Source organism: Amycolatopsis samaneae (assembly GCF_039541975.1).
GTDB classification, from domain to species: Bacteria; Actinomycetota; Actinomycetes; order Mycobacteriales; family Pseudonocardiaceae; genus Amycolatopsis; species Amycolatopsis samaneae.
In genome coordinates this window covers 286,806-305,347 of record NZ_BAABHG010000009.1, presented here as the reverse complement: position 1 = coordinate 305,347, position 18,542 = coordinate 286,806, and the positions used below count along the sequence as shown (strand labels likewise).

Genomic DNA, 18,542 nt, shown 5'->3' with positions numbered 1-18,542 from the left:
ACTAGTATCTGTAACCACGGAGTAACACCTTTGACGCACGGGAGTTGGCGATGAAGCGGTTCACGGGCAAGGTCGCGGTGATCACCGGAGCGGGATCGGGTATCGGTAGGGCGCTCGCGCTGGAGCTGTCCCGCCGCGGCGCCAGGGTCGCGCTGTCCGATGTGGACGGTGAAAGGGCGGCGGCCACCGCGGAGCTGGCGGGGTCCGGCGCGCGCTCCTACCGGCTCGACGTCGCCGACCGGGCCGCCGTGCTCGCGCACGCCGAGGAGGTCGTCGCCGACTTCGGCCAGGTCAACCTCGTGGTGAACAACGCGGGTGTGGCGCTCGGCGCGACCGTCGAGGAGATGTCGTGGGAGGACTACGACTGGCTGCTGGGCATCAACCTCGGGGGCGTGGTCAACGGGACCAAGGCGTTCCTCCCGCACCTGATCGCCTCCGGGGACGGGCACGTCGTGAACGTCTCCAGCGTCTTCGGCTTCATCGGCGTGCCGACGCAGAGCGCGTACAACGCCGCGAAGTTCGCCGTGCGCGGATTCACCGAATCGTTGCGCCAGGAAATGCTCATCGCCGGTCACCCGGTCGGGGTCAGCTGTGTGCATCCCGGCGGGATCAAGACGAACATCGTGCGCGATTCCCGGAATGCCGGTGGGGAGGACTCCGAGGAGGCCGCGGCGGGATTCGAGAAGATCGCGCGGACCACCCCGGAGAAGGCCGCGCAGACCATCGTGCGCGGGGTCGAACGCGGTTCCGCGCGGATTCTCATCGGGCCGGACGCCTATGTGCTGGACGCGATCCCGCGTGTGCTCGGCTCGGCCTACCAGCGGCCGGCCGCGATGCTGGCGCGGTTGGGACTCAAGCGGATGGGTGGTCATTGACCCACGGCCGGCCGAATCCGGAAATGGGTTCACCGGTGCTCCCCACGCGATCGGGCGGGTAGCCGGGAACGGCGTGAGAGAGCATGATGAAGGGTCGCGACGTCACACGATTGAGTTACTTTCCGACGTTTTCGCCGGAAAGGCACCAGAATGCTGACGTCCAGACGAGCTTTGCCGTGCCCTGTGTTTGTCCCGGAGGTCCCCCATGCCGCGTACCGCGCAGCGCAGTGCGGCCCGCCCCGCGCCCGCCGACGCCGCTGAGCTGATCGACCGGACCGGGATCATCGCGGCCAGCCTGCCCCAGCGCAGGCGCAGCGCCGACGGGGAGCCGGAGCCGGCGCCGATCTACACGCGCCAGCCGGTGTGCGACCAGGACCTGCGGCCGAAGTCGGTGGTGATCCGGCGCCGCCGCGCGCGGATGTGGCTCGGCGGTGCCGCGGCGTTCGCGCTGCTCGTGGTCGGCTGGTTCGGCGGCGGGATGCTCGGTGGTCTCTCCTCGTCGGAGGACACGGCGCTCGACCCGAGGCCGGCCGTCGCGGTCCAGCCCGCTCCCGCTCCCGCGCAGCCGTCCGCCGCCCCGGCCGTCCAGCCGGAGCCGCGCGTCGAGCACACGCCACCGGTCACCGTCTACGTCCCGGTCCCGGCGCCGCCCCGGCAGCTCCCGGCCGCGAAGAAGTCGCTGCCGCCGCGTCCGGCGCCGGTCCGCTCCGAGGAGCCGCGTGCCGAGACGCCGCCGGTCGCGAGCGAGAGCCCCAAACCGAAGCAGCAGGACACGGTCAAGGAGTTCGTGAAGCCGTTCATGGACAGCATGAACAAGATGCTCGGCCGCCACTGAGTTCCCCGTTCGGGGCCTCCCTCATTCCGTCCAGCGGTACTCGTGCTCCGGGCGGCCGGTCGCGCCGTAGCGCAGCCGCATCCGCACCGCGCCGGACTCCGCGAGCGCGGTGAGGTAGCGCTGCGCGGTCGCCCGCGCCATGCCCAGCTCGCCGGCGACCTCCGCCGCGGACAGCGGCCCGTCCGCCTGCCGCAGCAGGTCCGAAACCAGCCGGGACGTCGCCGTCGACTGGCCCTTCGGCGCCGCGGTGCGGTCCTGCTCGTGCAGCACGCGGAACGCGCGGTCGACGTCGTCCTGGCCGAGCGCGCGGTCCCCGTCGACCAGGCCGCGGTAGCGCGCGTAACCGGCCAGCCGGTCCGCGAGCTGGCGCGTGGTGAACGGCTTGATCAGGTAGTTCAGCGCGCCCGCCCGGATCGCCGCCCGGACCGAGGCGGTGTCCGTCGCCGCGGACAGCACGATCGTGTCGGTGCGCAGGTCCGGGAGCACCGACAGGCCCGGCTCGTCGGGCAGGTAGATGTCGAGCAGCACCAGGTCCGGCGCCAGCTCCCGCACGCGGGCGCGGGCCTCGGCGGCGGTGTGCGCGGTGCCGACCACGGCGAACCCCGCCACCTCCTCGACGAAGCCCGCGTGCACCCCGGCGACCCGGAAGTCGTCGTCGACGATGAGCGTGCGGATCATGCTTGTCCCTCCCGCAGGATGTTCGGCAGTTTCGCGACGAACAGCGCGCCGCCCTCGGCGTTCCCGGCGCCGGCGAGCCAGACGTCCCCGCCGCGCGCGCGGGCCGCCTGCCGGGTCAGCGCGAGGCCGAGTCCGTGGCCGGGTGCGATCTTGGTGGTGACGCCCTCCTCGAACACGGTGTCGCGCAGTTCCTCCGGCACCCCGGGCCCACTGTCCACAACGGACACGTGCAGTGTGGTGCCCTCGGCGAGCAGGCCGACCTCGACGGTGGCGGGGCGGCGAGGGCCCATCCGCGCGGCGTGCAGCGCGTTGTCGACGAGGTTGCCGATGACGGTGTTCGCCGCGATCGGGTCGGTCAGCGTGCCCGGCACCCATGAATCGTCGGACAGCGTCAGCGCCATGCCCTTTTCCTGTGCCTGCTCGGTTTTCGCCAGCAGCAGCGCCTGCAGGTACGGGTCGGCGACCGCGTCGCTCACCTCGCTCGGCCGCGCCGAGGTCGTCTCGGTCAGCGTCTGCAGGTAGTCGACGGCCTCGGCGTGGTGCCCGAGCTGGAGCAGCCCCGACAGCGTGTGCAGCCGGTTGGCGTACTCGTGGCGCTGCGCGCGCAGGCCGTCGGACAGCGCGCGGATGCCGTCGAGCTCGCGGGTGAGGGTGTCGAGATCGGTGCGGTCGCGGAAGGTCAGCACCGTGCCGATGTCGCGCTCGTCGCGCCGCACCGCCCGTGAGTTGATCACGAGCACCCGGTTGCCCGCCACGGCGAGGAGGTTGTCCACCGGGCGTCCTTCGTGGACGGCCTTGTGCACGCGCGGGGAAAGCTCCAGTTCGGACAGTCGCGCGCCGACCGGGAGTTCGGTGCCCAGCAGGCGTTCGGCCTCGGTGTTGCGCACGGTCACCTTGTTGTCCGCGTCGACGGCGAGCATCCCCTCGCCGATCCCGTGCAGGACGGCCTCGCGTTCGTAGAGCAGTTCGGTCAGTTCGTGCGGTTCCAGGCCGTGGGTCAGCCGCCGCAGCCGCCGGTTGAGCAGCGCGGACGCCCCGGCGCCGAGCAGCAGCGCGCCACCAGCGAACGCGAGGACGCTCAGGAGCAGCTTGTCGAAGTCGCCGGTGAGATCGGTGATCTCGAAACCGACGCTGACCTCCCCGACGACGCGATCTCCTTGCCGGATCGGGGTTTTGCTCCGCACCGAGAGCCCGAGCTTGCCCCGCTCGACCGCGCTGACGACGTTCCTGCCCGCCAGCGCCTCGTCGGCGGGCGTGGAGACCTTCTTGCCCACCTCGGCCGGGAGCGGGTGCGCGATCCGGATGCCCTTGTCGTCGGTGATCACCACGAACAGTGGTGCGTCCTTCACGGTGGAATCGGTGTAGCTCCGGACCCAGCGTTCGAGGTCGTCGGTGGGCTTCCGCGCGGCGGCCGCCACGACGACCTGGGGGTCGGTGGCGAACGAGCGGGCGATGGCGAGCGCGCGCTGGCCGTACTGCTCGGTGAGGGTGCCGCGCAGCATCAGGCCGACCAGCGTCACGCCGACACCGACGACGAGCACCACCACACCGATCTGCAACAGCAGGATCTGGCGGCTGAACCGCATCCTCGGAAGTCTGGCCCGCGTTGGCATGGCGAGGACGATACGCCCAGGTCAGGCCGGTGCGCGACGGTGCCGCTCTTTGCCAATCCGACTACAGTCACGGCGGAAATGGGTTTCTCCGGGCAACTCCGCTGCGGTTGGTGTCCGCCTACTTCCGGTCGGATTGGCAAAATGAGCAAAACGCGGAGAACGCGCGAAGCGCACGCAGAACGTCGACAAGCTTCACCTCGTCGACGAGCCGACTTAACGTCCCCGTGACCGGCGGCACTGTGACCCCAGCAACAGCGCCCCGGGCGCCCCCGCACCACCGTGACGAAGGAGTCACCCCGATGACGTCCCCACCACTCATCGAACTCACCGGAGCCACCAAAAGGTTCCCGAGCGGATCCGGTTCGGTCCACACCGCCGTCCGCGACCTCACCATGACCGTCTCGCCGGGCGAGTTCGTCGCCGTGGTCGGCCCGACCGGATGCGGCAAGTCGACCACGTTGTCGCTGGTCTCCGGTCTCCAGCCGCCGTCGGCGGGCCGGGTGCGCGTCAACGGTGAGGACGTCCGGTCCATTCCGGACGGTGTCGGCTACATGTTCCAGACCGACGCGGTGATGCCGTGGCGTTCGGTGCTGGACAACGTCGCGTCCGGGCCCCGTTTTCGCGGAGTGTCCAAAGCGGACGCTCGCGCGCTGGCGACCGACTGGATCGCCCGCGTCGGGCTCGCCGGGTTCGAGAAGTACTACCCGCACCAGCTTTCCGGCGGCATGCGCAAGCGGGTCGCGCTCGCGCAGACCCTGGTGACCGAGCCGAAGATCCTGTTGATGGACGAGCCGTTCTCCGCGCTGGACGTGCAGACCCGCGCGCTCATGCAGGACGAGCTGCTGCGCCTGTGGTCCGGCAGTAATGCCGCGGTGATCTTCGTGACGCACGACCTCGACGAGGCGATCGCACTGGCGGACAAGGTGGTCGTGATGACCGCCAGCCCGGCCACGGTGAAGGACACCTTCGAAATCCCGTTGGCACGGCCGCGCAAGGTCGAGGAACTACGGATCACCGAGGAGTTCCGTGTGCTGTACTCGAATATCTGGGAATCGCTCCGTGGCGAGGTCGACAAGGCCCGCGAGAAGGGAGCGAACCGTGTCGCTTGATACTTCACCCGCTCCGTTGCCGGTGCTGGAAACCGAGCAGGACATCCTGGCGCGGGCCAGGAAGGCCACCGCCCGGCGCAAGCGCAACATCTGGGCGCTGCGCGCGGTGATCGTCGTGGTGCTGCTCGGCGCGTGGGAACTGGCCGCGACGTACTGGATCGACCCGTTCTTCTACTCGAAGCCGTCGCTGATCTGGCACCGGCTGGTCGAATGGATCGGCAAGGGCACCGACTTCGGGTCCATCTGGTACCAGATCCTGGTGACCGTCGAAGAGGCGGTGATCGGCTTCGTGCTCGGCGCGATCGCCGGTGTCCTGGTCGGCGTGGTCCTCGGCCGCAGCGCCTACCTCGCCGAGGTGCTCGCCCCGTTCATCAAGGCGGCCAACGCCCTGCCGCGGATCGTGCTCGCCGCGCTGTTCGTGATCTGGTTCGGCCTCGGGCTCTCCTCGAAGGTCGCGACGGTGTTCGTGCTCGTGTTCTTCGCGGTGTTCTTCAACGCCTTCACCGGCGCCCGCGAGGTCGACCGCAACCTGATCGACAACGCGCGCATCCTCGGCGCCACCCGCCGGCAGGTGCTCACCTCGATCGTGCTGCCCAGCGCGACGTCGTGGATCCTCTCCTCGCTGCACGTCGCGTTCGGGTTCGCGCTGATCGGCGCGGTCGTCGGCGAGTACACCGGAGCCAAGGCGGGCATGGGATTCCTGATCGCCAACGCGCAGGGCACGTTCGACACCGCCGGCGTCTACGCGGGCATGCTGATCATCACCGTGGTCGCGCTGCTGGCCGAATGGGGCATCAGCGGCCTGGAGGGACGTCTGCTCCGCTGGCGCCCGTCGATGTCCACCGGCTCCGCCGCCAACGGGCTCGTCTGAGGCCGCCATGCGTCTCAGAAGGACAGTCGGAATCGTGACCGCGGCCGCGGTCGCCATGGCGGGGCTCACCGCCTGCCGCGACTCGCGGGTCATCGACCTCGGGGACTCGGGCACCCCGCACGTCAAGCTCATGGTCGGCGGCCTGTCGAAGGTGATCTACCTGCCGGGGCAGCTGGCGCAGCAGATCGGCGCCTACCGGAAGCAGGGGCTCGACATCGAGCTGTTCGACCAGCCGTCCGGGGCCAACGCCGAGACCTCGCTGCTGGCGGGCGAGGTGCAGGCGGTGATCGGGTTCTACGACCACACCGTCGACCTGCAGGCCAAGGAACAGTGCATCACCAGCGTGGTGCAGTTCTCGAACGTGCCGGGCGAGGCGGAAATGGTCGCCACGGACAAGGCGGGACAGCTCAGGAGCGGCGCCGACTTCAAGGGCCGCAACCTCGGGGTCACCTCGCTGGGTTCGTCGACGGACTTCCTGACCAAGGCGCTGGCCTCCCGCGGCGGTGTGAGCTCGAAGGAGTACACGCCGGTGAAGGTCGGCGCCGGGCAGACGTTCATTTCGGCGCTGCAGCAGGGATCCATCGACGCCGGGATGACCACCGACCCGACCATCGCGCAGCTGACGAACACCGGACAGGCCAAGGTGCTCTACGACATGCGTAACGAGGAGGGCACCCGCGCGGCGCTCGGCGGGCTGTACCCGGCGAGTTCGCTGTACATGAGCTGCGAGATCGTGAAGCGCTATCCGGATATCGTGCAGAAACTGGCGAACGCGTTCGTCGAAACACTTTCCTGGATTTCTTCGCACACACCGGAACAAATCGCCGACATCATGCCCAAATCGTTCGCGGGCGGGGACAAGGCGCTTTACGTGAAGTCGCTCAGGGACAGCATCGGCATGTTCACCAAGGACGGCCGGATGGATCCGGACGGCGCGAAGAACGTGCTCAAGGTGCTCGGCGAATCGTCCAGCAACGTGAAGCCGCACAAGGACCGGATCGATCTTTCGCAGACCTACACGACCCGGTTCGTCGACGCCGCGCACGCGCAGGTGGCGCGGTAGGAGACCCGCTCACCCGGCCGGGCGGCGGGTGAGCGCGCAGCCGTGGAGGATCCCTTCCCGTTCTCCCCCGCCGGGAAGGGGTTCTTCACGGACTTTCGCCGGGCGAATCGACCCGAAGGTTTCCGCTGTCCGGTGGCTTTCGTGCGGTGAGCGGTAAAAAGGGGCCGTTCACCGCAGAGGCACGTCCGGGCGGTGACAGCGTGGAGCCCGCTGGCTATCGTGGAGTGATATGGGGCAGGGGTAGCGTTTCGTCGGACGTTCACGGCGGGCGAGTTTCGCGCATGGTGATTCCCGGTGCTGCTCCATTCGGGGGTTCGCTCTTGACATCGGGTCGTTCATCCTGCGAGGGGCGATACTCTGAGTCGTGAGCGGAGGGGGCCGGTCACATGAATTCGAGGGGTTCGGCGCCGGCAGGAGTGCCACGCGCCGTCTGGATGGTTTTTGTTGGGGTGGAAGGGACCGCGCTCACGCTGATGACGTGGGCGCTGATCCGTTCGGAGTATCACGTAGCGGATTTCGGGTATTTCGCGGGACTGCTGGCGCTGGCGGTGGTGCAGGCGGAGCTGTCCAGAACCGTCGAGCGCCTCCGGGTGCGGATCGCCGGTGCGCCGCACATCAACATGACCTCGGTGTGGACCTTCGGTGGCGTACTGGTGCTGCCCACTGGGCTCGCCGCGCTGCTGGCGGTACTCGTCTACGGGCACCTGTGGCTGCGGGTGTGGCGCGGGATGTCGCAACGTCCGACGTACCGGGTGATCTACAGCGCGGCCGCGGTGGTGCTCTCGACGCTGGTGTCGGGGGCCTGTGCCGGCGGCCGGTTCGAGACCGGGCTGGCCGGGTCGGCGCTCATCATCGCCGCCGCGGTGGCCTACACCGTGACCAACGCCGGGATCATCGCGGTCTCGGTGCGCCTGCACACCGGTGCCCGTTCCGCGCGGGCGTTGTTCGGCGGCGTCGACGACAACCTGCTGGAGTTCGCCACCCTGGTGCTCGGCGGGATGACGGCGCTGGGGCTGGTGTACGAGCCGTTCCTGGTGCCGCTCGTGCTGCTTCCCGTGCAGGTGCTGCATCGCAGCGTCCTGGTGCGGCAGCTGGAGGTCGCGGCGCGCATCGACGGCAAGACCGGGGTGCTCAACGCGCACGCGTGGCACGAACTGACGCAGCGGGAGTTCGCCGAGGCGGCCGGCGCGCAGGACACGTTCGGGGTACTGATGCTCGATCTCGATCACTTCAAGCGGGTCAACGACACCTACGGCCATCTCGCCGGTGATGCGGTGCTGAAGGCGGTCGCGACGACGATCTCCGAGCAGGTCCGCGACTACGACTCGGTCGGGCGGTTCGGCGGTGAGGAGTTCGTCGTGCTGCTGCCGAGGGCGGCCGAGGACGACGTGCTCGTCGTGGCGGAACGGATCCGCCGCGCCGTGCAGGAACTCGTCGTCGACGTGCCGGGCGCGGAGGGGACGCGGCGGGTCCGCGGGCTGTCGGCGTCGATCGGGGTCGCCATGTATCCGGTGGCGGGACGTGCCGTCGATCGGTTGCTGCACGTCGCGGATTCCGCGCTGTACCAAGCGAAACACACCGGGCGCAACCAGGTGGTGAGCATGGCGGTCGCGGCCTGAGCCGGGGCTATTTGAGGCCGCCGACCGCCCAGGCGACCACCATCAGCGCGAGCATGAGCGAGATCGCCGCCTGCAGCATCATCGTCATCTTCGCCCAGATCCGCAGCGGCATCACGTCGGTCGGGCTGAACGCGGCGGCGTTCGTGAAGGACATGTACAGATAGTCCAGGTAGCGCGGCTCCCAGCTCTTCGCTGTGCGCCCGGGCAGGCCCATTTGCGGGAACAGCAGGTCGGCGCGCTGCCGGGCGCCCAGCGCGCGGCGGCCCGGCCCGCCGCGGTCGAATTCCCAGTACCACAGGGAGAACACCACGACGTTCGTCCAGTAGACGATGCCGCCAGTGATCAGCACCTGCGCCGGATGACCGCCGACGGTGCCGGTGCCGATCCCGACCACCAGGCGGACCGCCGATGCGCCGTTGATGACGCTCACGACCGCGACCATGGCCAGCGAGACGCCGCGTTCGAGACGGCTGAAATGGTCCACCCGGCGAGGGTTGATCAGCAGCAGCGCGACCACGAGCAGGGCGGACACCGCGGGCAGCAGCCACCATGGCCGCAGCACCATCTCGCCGGGCAGCGCCAGTTGCAGCGCGAGCGTCCCGAGCACGACGATCGTCGCGGACCAGCGGGATTCGCCGGTGGTGGCCCGGCGCCACGCCGGGACGTCTTCCCCCGTGGATGCTGCTGAGTTCACCGGATCACGGTAGGGCTTCACCGTTCGCGTTGCCACCGGCCGCCAGCCGGCGGGCCACGTCGGTGCGCGAACGGGCGCCGAGCTTGCGGAGCACCTTCGCGACGTGTTGTTCCACCGTGCGCGGGGAGAGGAACAGGCCGTCCGCGATCTCCCGGTTCGTCCTGCCCTCCGACAACATCCCGGCGACTTCGCGCTCGCGCGGGGACAGTTCGCGGCCGTAGCCACGACGTCCCCGCTGCGACGGCGCCCACGCGCCGTGTTCACGGAGGACGTGCCGGCAGCGACCGGCGTCGCGGGTCGCGCCGAGACACTCGTAGGTCGTCGCGGTCGCGGCCAGTTCGGCGACGGCGTCGCGATGCCCGGCCTTCAGCCGGTTGAGCACGGCGCGTTCGCGGGCCCCGGTGGCGAGGTAGGGCATCGGCAGCCGTTCGTACGCCGTCGCGGCCTCGTCGAACAGCGCCGCCGCCGCGGGGTGCTTGCCGCGCGCGCTCAGCAGGGTCGCGCGGCCCGCGGTCAGCGCGGCGGTGGCGACCGGCGCGTCCAGCGAACCGGTGCCGCGGGCGAACTCCTCGACCACGGTGTCCGCGTCCTGCCACCGGTCCGCCCGGGTGTAGGCCTCCGCGGCCGTGGGCACCAGCGCCGCCGCCCACAGCCAGATTCCCTTGCGCCGGGCCGCGTCCATCGCGTCGTCGGCGGTCCGGCAGGCGGCGTCGACGTCGTCGGTGGCGAGCAGCACGGCGACCAGTGTGGCCGCCGAGGCCAGCGCCACCGGGAGCCGCCCGTGGCCGGGTTCGTGCACCCGGGCGGTCGCGAGGTGCCCGCGCGCGGTGACGAACTCGCCGCGCACGGCGGCCAGGTTGCCGAGCACGAGCGCGGCCTCGGCGACCACCGGCGCGAGTTCGGTGTTGGCGCGCAGGAGCCGTTCCGCCTTGTCGGCGAGCCCGGACCAGCGGCCGAGCAGCCAGTCCAGCCGCAGCCGGGTGCCGTGCGCCTCCGTGGTCTGCCCGGCCGGTGCCCGCTCCGCGCGCTGGAGGTGCCCGGCCCAGACCATGGCGTCGCAGAGTTCGCCGCGGGACAGGTCCGCGTCGGCGGCCGGGAGCGCCTGGAACTCCGGCCACGCGGTGGCCTCCCCGCGACAGGCGGCCGTGGTGATCCGGGTGGCGGTCAGCTCGCGGCGCAGCCCGGGATCGGTCGTCCCCTCGGCCAGTTCCTCCGCGCGCCGCCGCCATTGTTCGTGCCAGGACAACGGCGTAAGCCCGTCGTGCGGCCGGGCGAGCAGCAGGGCCGCGTGGGCGGCGAGCTCCGGTCTGCCGCCGAGTTCGGCGACCGCGCACTCCAGCTCGGCGCGGCCGCGGCACAGCCCACCGGTGGTGCGGACGAGCAACGCGCCGAGGCTCAGCCGGATGACGCCGCGTACCTCGGTCCCGAGTGGCCTCCGGAGGACCCGGTCCAGGGTGCCGATGGCGCCGGGGTGGAAGCCGTGCCGGGTGACCTCGCTCAACGCGGTGGCGGCCCGCGCGAGGCCGGCGACGTCCTCGCCGGGGTCGGCCAGCACCTCGCGCAGCAGCTCGACCGCCGCCGAGGGTTCCCCGCGCGCGGTCGCTTCACCGGCGGCGGCTTCGGCGTACCGGCGCCACCGTTCGACGTCCCCGGCCGCGCGCGCGTGCTGGGCCAGCAGCCGGAGCGGTGGTGCCTGTCGCCTCGCGAGCAGCCGTACCGACTCCGTGTGCAGAAGTGTCCTTTCCGGACTGTCCACAGTGTCCCGGACGGCCTTGCGGGCGAGCGGGTGCCGGAACCCGTAGCGGCCCTCGCCGAGATCGGAGAGCAGGTCGCCGGTCAACGCGGCGAGCAGCGCGGGGCGGAGCGTTTCCCCGGAGAGCCCGGCCAGTTCGCCGAGCAGCGGTGCCTCCGCCTCGGTCCCGAGCACCGCCGCGGCGCGGACGAGCCGGGCCGCGGGCGGGGGCAGGGCGGCCAGCCGCTCGGCGACCGTCTCCCGCAGCGCCGCGGGCACTTCGAGGTTGTCCAGTACGAGTTCGCCGGTCGGTGGCCGGTCGCCGGTGTCGTGCAGCGCGCGCAGGGTTTCTTCCACGACGAACGGGACACCGGCGGTGCATTCGCGAAGCCGCGTCGCGAAATCCTCGGTGACGCCGGGACTTTCGAGCAGCTCCGCCGCCAGCAGCCGAACCGCGCCGGTGCCGAGCGGGCCGAGCGACACGCGGGCGGTGTGCACGGCGGGCGCGACGCGGATCGGCGTGCGCAGCGGGGCCCGGTAGGCGAGAACCAGCGCCAGCTCGGCGGGCATCGCGGTGGTGAGGAAACGCAGCAGGTCGCAGGTGTCCTCGTCGGCCCAGTGCAGGTCGTCGACGAGGAGCAGGACGGGCCCGCAGGCGGCCAGCACCTCGCGGACCGCGCGGAACACGCGATGGCGTTCCGCGCCGGGGCCGGGGAGCGGTTCCGGTTGCGGGGGAAGGATTTCCGCCAGTTCCGGCAGGAGCGGCCGCAGTACGCCGGTGACCGGGCTGAGCGGGCCGAGCGGATGCTCGGCCGCGGTGCGAAGCGCTTCCAGCACCGGCCCGTACGGGAAGGGCTCGCGAAAGCGCTGGCAGGCCCCGGCGAGGACCTTCCCGGCGGCGAACTCGCGGTGGCGCGCGATCTCGGTCAGCAGCCGGGTGCGGCCCATCCCGGGCTCGCCCTCGACCAGGACGGTGGCGGGGCGGTGCCGGAGCACCTCGACGACGGCGTCGAGTTCGTGCTCCCTGCCGACGAACGCGGGCGGACCGGTGCGGACGGAGATCGAGGTCGAACGGGGGATGGCCGGCCACATGACGACCTCCTCGGCAGCAGCGGCGGCGTCCGATGCGCGGGGAGCGTAAGCAGTGCTTCACGTACCCGTAAACCACGCGTTGCCCGCCGTGCGGGCCGGTGCGCTCACACGTCTGCGCGTGCTCGGCACCGGTTGGCGGACATTGCCGGACGGAAAACCACGATGTGTGCGGAATGTCGGCGATTTTCCCGAATAAGCCGGGGTCGGATGCGGTCGGTGATCAACGGATGTCACGCATCGTGTTCGTAAGAAAACCTACTTAAGGACTTGGCCGTCCGGGTGAAGAGCAACGGTGCGTCGGCAGGTGGAGCAGCGGGCTGGTCCACCGGGGAATGCGTATACCTATCCGCGCGCGGTCCGGATTGTGTGGGCCGTCCGGTCCGCGAAGGCTCACACCGGGCCCACGTGGCCACCCCGGCCGCGTGCCAGTCGGTAAGGGAGAACCATGAAGATCAAGAGACCCTTCGGCGGTGTGGCTGTCGCGGTGCTGGCGACCGGTGTACTGGCGGCCACCCCGGCCGCCGCGGAATTCGCTCCCCTGAACCCCGGGATGGTGGCCGCTCTCCAGCGCGACCTCGGACTGAGCCACGACCAGGCGATCACGCGGCTCGGCAGCGAGGAGGCCGCCGGCCGGATCGCGCGGTCGATCACCGGCGCGCTGGGCGATCGGCTCGGGGGCGTCAGCTATGACGCCGCGAGCGGCAAGGCACGGATCGGCGTGACCGACGCGTCGTTGCTCGACCGGGTGCGCGCGGGCGGCGCGGAGGCCGAACTGGTCCGGTTCACCGCGAGGCAGCTCGACTCCACTGTGGACTCCTTGAACGCGAACGAGCCCGCCGCGCCGGACGCGGTGACCGGCTGGGGCGTCGACGCGGCCGCCAACCGGATAACGCTCACGGTGCTTCGTGGGCAGCGTGCGGTCGCTGAGGCGTATGTGGCGAAATCCGGCGTCGACCGCTCGGCGGTCACGATCGCCGAGACCGCCGAGAAGCCGGCCCCGTTCTACGACGTCCGCGGTGGCGACGCGTACTACATCGGCAGTTCTTCGCGCTGCTCAGTGGGTTTCTCGGTCCGGGGCGGGTTTCTCACCGCGGGGCACTGTGCCGCGCTGACCGGCGGCGGCGCGCTGAGCGGCTACAACCACGTCGCGATGGGCCGTTTCGGGAAGTACAAGTTCCCCGGCGAGGACTACGCCTCCGCGACGGTGAACAGCAACTGGACACCGGTGGGGCAGATCAACAACGGCACCCGGGTGTCGGGGACCACGGAGGCCGCGGTCGGCGCCTCGGTGTGCAAGGCGGGCTCGACCACCGGCTGGACCTGCGGCACGATCCAGGCCAAGAACCAGACGGTGCGCTATCCGCAGGGCGCGGTGCGCGGGATGACGCAGACGAGCGCGCACGCCGAGGGCGGTGACTCCGGTGGGTCGTTCATCAGCGGCAACCAGGCGCAGGGGCTCACCTCGGGCGGCGACTCCTCGACGACCTACTTCTACCTGGTGAGCAAGGCGATCTCGGCCACCGGCACGTCGATCGTCCTCGGCTGATCTCCTCCCGCGGAATACCGAAGGGCGGGTTTGAGCGCCTCCAGCGCGCTCAAACCCGCCCGTTCGTTTCCTCGCCGCGGGAATGGGAGGTCGGTTCAGACGTTGCTGATCTCGTCGATCAGCCCGTCGACATCGAAGTGCTCGCTCTCCATGCCGAGCGGCACGAGTTCGTAGGACGAGTCGAGGAACGTCTGGATGTCTTCGCGCTCCAGCTCGAACGACGCGTAGCCGTCCGGCGACTCGATTTCCAGCGTCAGCAGCGCGTCGTCCTCGGACAGGTCGGGGCGGATCCGGACGTCCCCGAGGCCGGCCGGCTTGACCAGCCCGGTCACGAGAAGGTCACGCGCGAACGTCCACTCGATCCAGCGGCCACGCTCGGTCCGGAACGAGACGGTGACCGCGAACGGCTCGTCGGCGCGGTAGGACAGGCGGGACAGCACGGGCGTGGTGCTTTCGTTCAGCAGCACGAACTGGCTCTGGTGTACGGCGTCGGTGTGCACGGCCACTCCTGGTGTTCCTCGTGGTTCGCGCGGCGCGAACTTGTCGGCAAGGAGATGTACGGGCCCGGCGCTCGTGACGGCGAAATGACGACGTTCACGCGATCGGTTGCATCCGTCCACAGTGGTGTAACACCGGCCACATACCCCTTGCGTCCGCGTGAATACCCGTGGTGACCACAGTGGACACGGAGTGGGGTCAGGCGCCGCCGCTCAGCGGCAGGGTCAGCCCGACCTTCACCCGGTCCATCACGACACTGGTGGTGAAGTGCCGGACGTTGGGATTCTCGAAGAACATCCGGCGCGTGAAGGTCTCGAACCCCGCCATGTCCTCGGCGGTCACCACCAGGACGAAGTCGGCGGTTCCGGTGACGTAGTAGCACTGCTGCACGTTGTCCTCGGCGAGCACCTGGCGCCGGAACGCGTCGAGCATCGCGAGATTTTCCCGTTCCATTTCGACCAGCACCACGAACGTCATCGTCAGCCCGAGCGCTCGCGGCGACAACACCGCCACCTCGCGTTCGATGACCCCGGACTCCCGCAGCCGTTTGATCCGCCGCTGCACCGCGGCGGCGGAGAGGCCGACCTTGGTGCCGATCGTTTCGGCGATGGTCCGGGCGTCTTCCTGGAGACAGCTGAGGATGGCCAGATCGAGGTGGTCGAGGTCGGGAGTGTGCACGCTTCAGGCTAACCGGGCGGGCCCGGAAAGCGCCTCGTGTTTAGTGCCGCTCACCCGCCGGGGACCGCGGTCGAGGTGCACCCGATCAGGGCATTTCCGGTGACATGGAACACAACTGACCGGTCTACCGAGGGGTAGCACATACAAGTGGCGTGCTGACTTGTCACCCGTTTTCTGACTGCCCGGGAGGGTTCCCAGTGTCGACGCAAGCCCCTGGCCGGGCCGCCGTACTGGCCGGGCTCGGCGCCTCGCTGCCGGTCAGGATTCTCGACAACCACGAGATCGCCGGCCGGCTGGACACCTCCGACGAGTGGATCCGCACCCGCACCGGGATCGCCGAGCGGCGTGTCGCCGGGCCCGGTGAATCCACTGTGGACCTCGCGGCCGAGGCGGGCCGCCGGGCGCTGGCGTCGGCCGGGCTCACCGGACCGGACGCCGTCGACGCGGTCGTGCTCGCGACGTCCACCGCCGACCAGCTGTGCCCGGCGAGCGCGCCCCAGGTCGCCGCCCGGCTCGGCCTCGGCGGCGCGGCCTTCGACCTCAACGCGGTGTGCAGCGGCTTCGTCTACGCGCTGGCCACCGGTGGCGGGCTCATCGCGGGCGGCGTCGCGCGGCGGGTGCTCGTGATCGGGGCCGACACCTTCAGCTCGCTGGTCGATCCGGCGGACCGCACGACCGTGCCGATCTTCGGCGACGGCGCGGGCGCCGTGGTGCTGCGCGCCGGTCTGCCGGACGAGCCCGGCGCGCTCGGCCCGTTCGACCTGCACAGCGAGGGGGAGCTGGCGGAACTGCTGTGGGTCGAGGCCGGTGGGGCGAAGCGCCGGAGTTCGGACGACCCGCGGGATCACTTCCTCGTCATGCAGGGCACCGCGGTGTTCCGGCACGCGTGCGCGCGCATGGCGGAGTCCTCGCGGGCCGTGCTGGAGCGCGCGGGCTGGATGGTCGGCGACGTCGACCGGTTCGTCGGGCACCAGGCGAACATCCGGATCCTGCAGTCGGCGGCGAAACAGCTCGGCCTCCCCGCCGACGCCGTGGTGGCCAACATCCAGCGCGTCGGCAACACCAGCGCGGCGTCCATCCCGCTCGCGCTCGCCGACGCCTGCGCGGACGGCACGCTCGAACCGGGGCACCGGGTGCTGCTCAGCGCGTTCGGCGCGGGGCTGACCTGGGGCTCGACGCTGCTGCGCTGGCCGGACGTCGTTCCCGGGTGAGGCGTCCTGGCTCAGCAGGTCCAGGCGAGGGTGGGTTCCTGGCGTCCGCGTAGCACGATCTCCCCGTGTTTCGACCAGCGCTCGCGTTCGCTGGTCAGCGCCTCGGTGAGCACCGCGTCGCTCGCCAGGACACGCGACGGCACCGACTTCGCGTGCTCGGTCAGCCGCGCGGCTTCGTTCACGGCGTCGCCGATGACCGTGTATTCGAGGCGGCTGCTCGTGCCGAGCTGTCCGGCGAACACCTGGCCGCTCGCCACCCCGATCCCGAGGTCGAGCTCGCCCGCCTCCCGGACCGCGTCGCGGATCGCCCGCGCCGCGGCCAGCGCCGAGGTCGGCGCGTCCGCGTGCCGGGTGGGCGCGCCGAAGACGCACAGCGCCGCGTCGCCCTGGAACTTGTTCACCAGCCCGCCGCGCGAGTTCACCGCGTCGACGACGCTGGCGAAGAGCCGGTTGAGCTTTCCCACCAGTTCCTCCGGTGGCGTGTGGTAGGCCAGCGCGGTCGAATCGACGACGTCGACGAACAGCGCCGTCACCTCGCGCACGTCACCGGAGAGCGAGGCGCCGTACTCCAGCGCGTGCCGGGCGACCTCGGTCCCGACGTGCCTGCCGAACAGGTCCCGCATCCGGTCCTGTTCGCGCAGCCCGGCGGCGAGTTCGTTGACCGACGTCTGGAGCATGCCGATCTCGCTCGAGTCGTCCACGTCGACCGCGACGTCCGTGCTGCCCCTGGCGATCCGGTCCAGCGCGATCCGGAGCCGGTGCAGCGGCGCCGCGACCGCCCGCGCCAGCAGCGCGGTGCCGAACGCGCCGACCACCAGGCCGATCACCGACAGCATCACCAGGCTCGCGGTGTGATCGCCGCTGCCGAGATCCGGCGGCGTGGCCACGACCAGCACACCGACGAACGGCACGCCGCTGGCCAGTGCCCAGGTCACCACCAGCCGGGTCAGCACGGTGACCGGCAGCGATCCCCGCGGCGGGGTCACCGCCAGCGCGATCGTCATCACCGGCCGCGCGACCCATTCGGCCGCGAGGTAGGTGAGCCCGACCGTGGTCAGCCCGCCCAGCCCGATGGTCAGCGCCATCCCGGCCGCGTCCGCCGGGGAACCGAGCACGCCCGCGAGCACGGCGAGCACGACGGTGCCGATCAGCCACAGCGTGCCGCTGACCACGGCCATGTCGACCGGCAGCCGCAGCGCGCGGCGCGCCTCGGCCTCCGTCGGCGGCCGCCCCAGCACGAACCACACCGCGGTGCGGCGCTGGAGCCACGCGGTCCAGAAGGTGCCGACCATCAGGAACAGCGCCACGATCCCGGCCGCCGTCAGCCCGAGCACCCAGCCGTGGTCACCGACGTCGCTCGGCAGGCCCTGCAGAAGCAGCAGCAGCGCCACCACGCCCGACCCGCAGACACTCGAACCGACGCCGAGCGCCGCGAAGCCCAGGCTGGTGCGCAGCACCACCCGGAACCTCCCCAGCTCGGCGTTCCTGCGCACGCTGTTGATCGTAATGGCGTGCGCGCCGGGGCGGCGAGGACAGACGCCCGCGACCGCGCGTTTCGATGGCCCGTCGCGCTCGCCGCTCACCCGTCGCGTCCGCTCCGGTACGCCTCGCTCAGAACCGCCAGCGGCCGATCCGGGCCATCGTGCGGACGACGGGGAGGTACTTCGACATCCGCAGCTGCATCCGCGTGGCCGGGGACAAGCGCGCCATCACGTCCGGGGTCGCCCACTCCGAGGCGTCCAAGGAGGACATCAGGTCGAGGCCGTACCGCTCGAACTCCCGCGGGTCGTCGACGCCCCAGTACAGGGTCGCCCCCGACTTCCGGACCACGGGGTTGATCTTCTGCAGCTTGATCCCGAGCCGGTTGAACACGTCGCAGATCAGTTCGCCGGACGGGAACTTCGCGACCAGGCGCCGCAACAGTTCCGCCCCGTCCTCGGGCTTCAGGTACATGGTCAGCCCCTCGGCGACGATCAGCGCCGGGCGGTCCGACGGGACCTGGTCGAGCCAGTCGAAGTCGGTGACCGAGGAGCCGATCGTGTGATAGTGCTCCCGCTCGGGAAAGATCTTCCGCCGCAGCTCGACGACCTCCGGGTAGTCGATGTCGAACCATTCGACGGTCGGTGGCGGGTCGAGCCGGTAGACCCTGCTGTCCATCCCGCAGCCCAGGTGCACCACGACGGCGTCCGGGCGCTTGACCAGGTACTCGGCCGCCCAGTCGTCGATCGGCTTCGCCCGCAGCACCACGGCGGAGGCCCGCTCGCCGGTGAGTCCCAACTTCGGGAAGTCGTAGTCGATCCGCCGCACCGCGTCGTCGGCCGCCCGGTCACCGAGGATCGGGTCGTCCAGCCTGCTGTCCAGCGCCCGGCCGTACAGCGTGGCCAGCATGGTCGCCTTCTCTTCGGTGAAGTGCACCTTCTCCATCGTG

16 protein-coding genes are annotated in these 18,542 nt (G+C 70.8%); 8 read left to right on the top strand and 8 right to left on the bottom strand.

The window, feature by feature from the left end; genetic code table 11:
- Positions 1 to 50: 50 nt before the first annotated feature.
- Positions 51 to 875: an SDR family NAD(P)-dependent oxidoreductase gene (locus ABD987_RS25080; RefSeq protein ID WP_345398381.1), complete on the top strand. Its 825-nt coding sequence runs from the start codon at positions 51 to 53 to the stop codon at positions 873 to 875.
- A gap of 205 nt (positions 876 to 1,080) precedes the next feature.
- On the top strand, positions 1,081 to 1,710 hold the full coding sequence (locus ABD987_RS25075; protein WP_345398378.1) for a hypothetical protein: 630 nt from the start codon (positions 1,081 to 1,083) through the stop codon (positions 1,708 to 1,710).
- A 21-nt stretch (positions 1,711 to 1,731) separates the two neighbouring features.
- On the opposite strand, the gene ABD987_RS25070 is transcribed toward ABD987_RS25075, so the two are convergent.
- Positions 1,732 to 2,388, bottom strand: a complete 657-nt coding sequence (locus tag ABD987_RS25070; protein ID WP_345398375.1) for a response regulator — start codon at positions 2,386 to 2,388, stop codon at positions 1,732 to 1,734.
- Entirely contained in the window at positions 2,385 to 3,974 is a 1,590-nt protein-coding gene (locus ABD987_RS25065) for a sensor histidine kinase (protein ID WP_345398372.1), read from the bottom strand. The genes ABD987_RS25070 and ABD987_RS25065 overlap by 4 nt, the downstream gene beginning before the upstream one ends.
- A gap of 326 nt (positions 3,975 to 4,300) precedes the next feature.
- On the opposite strand from ABD987_RS25065, the gene ABD987_RS25060 reads away from it, so the two are divergent.
- The 4 genes from ABD987_RS25060 to ABD987_RS25045 all read left to right on the top strand — a co-directional run bounded on the left by ABD987_RS25060 (position 4,301) and on the right by ABD987_RS25045 (position 8,663).
- A complete protein-coding gene (locus ABD987_RS25060; RefSeq protein ID WP_345398369.1) occupies positions 4,301 to 5,110 on the top strand; it encodes an ABC transporter ATP-binding protein in 810 nt (269 codons plus the stop codon).
- Positions 5,100 to 5,981 (top strand): ABC transporter permease, encoded by an 882-nt coding sequence (locus ABD987_RS25055; RefSeq protein WP_345398366.1) that lies wholly within the window; start codon positions 5,100 to 5,102, stop codon positions 5,979 to 5,981. The genes ABD987_RS25060 and ABD987_RS25055 overlap by 11 nt, the downstream gene beginning before the upstream one ends.
- Before the next feature lie 34 nt (positions 5,982 to 6,015).
- The gene (locus tag ABD987_RS25050) at positions 6,016 to 7,044 is read left to right on the top strand and encodes an ABC transporter substrate-binding protein (RefSeq protein WP_425551091.1); all 1,029 of its coding nucleotides are present in this window, start codon (positions 6,016 to 6,018) and stop codon (positions 7,042 to 7,044) included.
- 449 nt (positions 7,045 to 7,493) lie between these two features.
- On the top strand, positions 7,494 to 8,663 hold the full coding sequence (locus tag ABD987_RS25045; RefSeq protein WP_345398360.1) for a GGDEF domain-containing protein: 1,170 nt from the start codon (positions 7,494 to 7,496) through the stop codon (positions 8,661 to 8,663).
- A 7-nt stretch (positions 8,664 to 8,670) separates the two neighbouring features.
- Here the strand turns inward: ABD987_RS25045 and ABD987_RS25040 are convergent, their stop codons facing one another.
- Both ABD987_RS25040 and ABD987_RS25035 read right to left on the bottom strand, forming a co-directional pair.
- The gene (locus tag ABD987_RS25040) at positions 8,671 to 9,357 is read right to left on the bottom strand and encodes a hypothetical protein (protein ID WP_425551090.1); all 687 of its coding nucleotides are present in this window, start codon (positions 9,355 to 9,357) and stop codon (positions 8,671 to 8,673) included.
- Between the two features lie 4 nt (positions 9,358 to 9,361).
- Positions 9,362 to 12,181, bottom strand: coding sequence for an ATP-binding protein (locus ABD987_RS25035; RefSeq protein WP_345398357.1), 2,820 nt, complete (start codon positions 12,179 to 12,181; stop codon positions 9,362 to 9,364).
- A gap of 445 nt (positions 12,182 to 12,626) precedes the next feature.
- Between ABD987_RS25035 and ABD987_RS25030 the strand changes: the two genes are divergently transcribed.
- Entirely contained in the window at positions 12,627 to 13,727 is a 1,101-nt protein-coding gene (locus tag ABD987_RS25030; protein ID WP_345398354.1) for a S1 family peptidase, read from the top strand.
- Between the two features lie 95 nt (positions 13,728 to 13,822).
- Here ABD987_RS25030 and ABD987_RS25025 read toward each other — a convergent pair whose 3' ends face one another.
- Together ABD987_RS25025 and ABD987_RS25020 are read right to left on the bottom strand one after the other, a co-directional pair.
- Entirely contained in the window at positions 13,823 to 14,227 is a 405-nt protein-coding gene (locus ABD987_RS25025; RefSeq protein ID WP_345398351.1) for an SsgA family sporulation/cell division regulator, read from the bottom strand.
- A 196-nt stretch (positions 14,228 to 14,423) separates the two neighbouring features.
- Positions 14,424 to 14,903, bottom strand: a complete 480-nt coding sequence (locus ABD987_RS25020; protein WP_345398348.1) for an Lrp/AsnC family transcriptional regulator — start codon at positions 14,901 to 14,903, stop codon at positions 14,424 to 14,426.
- A gap of 197 nt (positions 14,904 to 15,100) precedes the next feature.
- Between ABD987_RS25020 and ABD987_RS25015 the strand changes: the two genes are divergently transcribed.
- Entirely contained in the window at positions 15,101 to 16,114 is a 1,014-nt protein-coding gene (locus ABD987_RS25015; RefSeq protein WP_345398345.1) for a beta-ketoacyl-ACP synthase III, read from the top strand.
- An 11-nt stretch (positions 16,115 to 16,125) separates the two neighbouring features.
- Here the strand turns inward: ABD987_RS25015 and ABD987_RS25010 are convergent, their stop codons facing one another.
- Both ABD987_RS25010 and ABD987_RS25005 read right to left on the bottom strand, forming a co-directional pair.
- On the bottom strand, positions 16,126 to 17,607 hold the full coding sequence (locus tag ABD987_RS25010; RefSeq protein WP_345398342.1) for an adenylate/guanylate cyclase domain-containing protein: 1,482 nt from the start codon (positions 17,605 to 17,607) through the stop codon (positions 16,126 to 16,128).
- Positions 17,608 to 17,725: 118 nt separating this feature from the next.
- The gene (locus ABD987_RS25005) at positions 17,726 to 18,538 is read right to left on the bottom strand and encodes a class I SAM-dependent methyltransferase (protein WP_345398339.1); all 813 of its coding nucleotides are present in this window, start codon (positions 18,536 to 18,538) and stop codon (positions 17,726 to 17,728) included.
- Between the last annotated feature and the right edge of the window lie 4 nt (positions 18,539 to 18,542).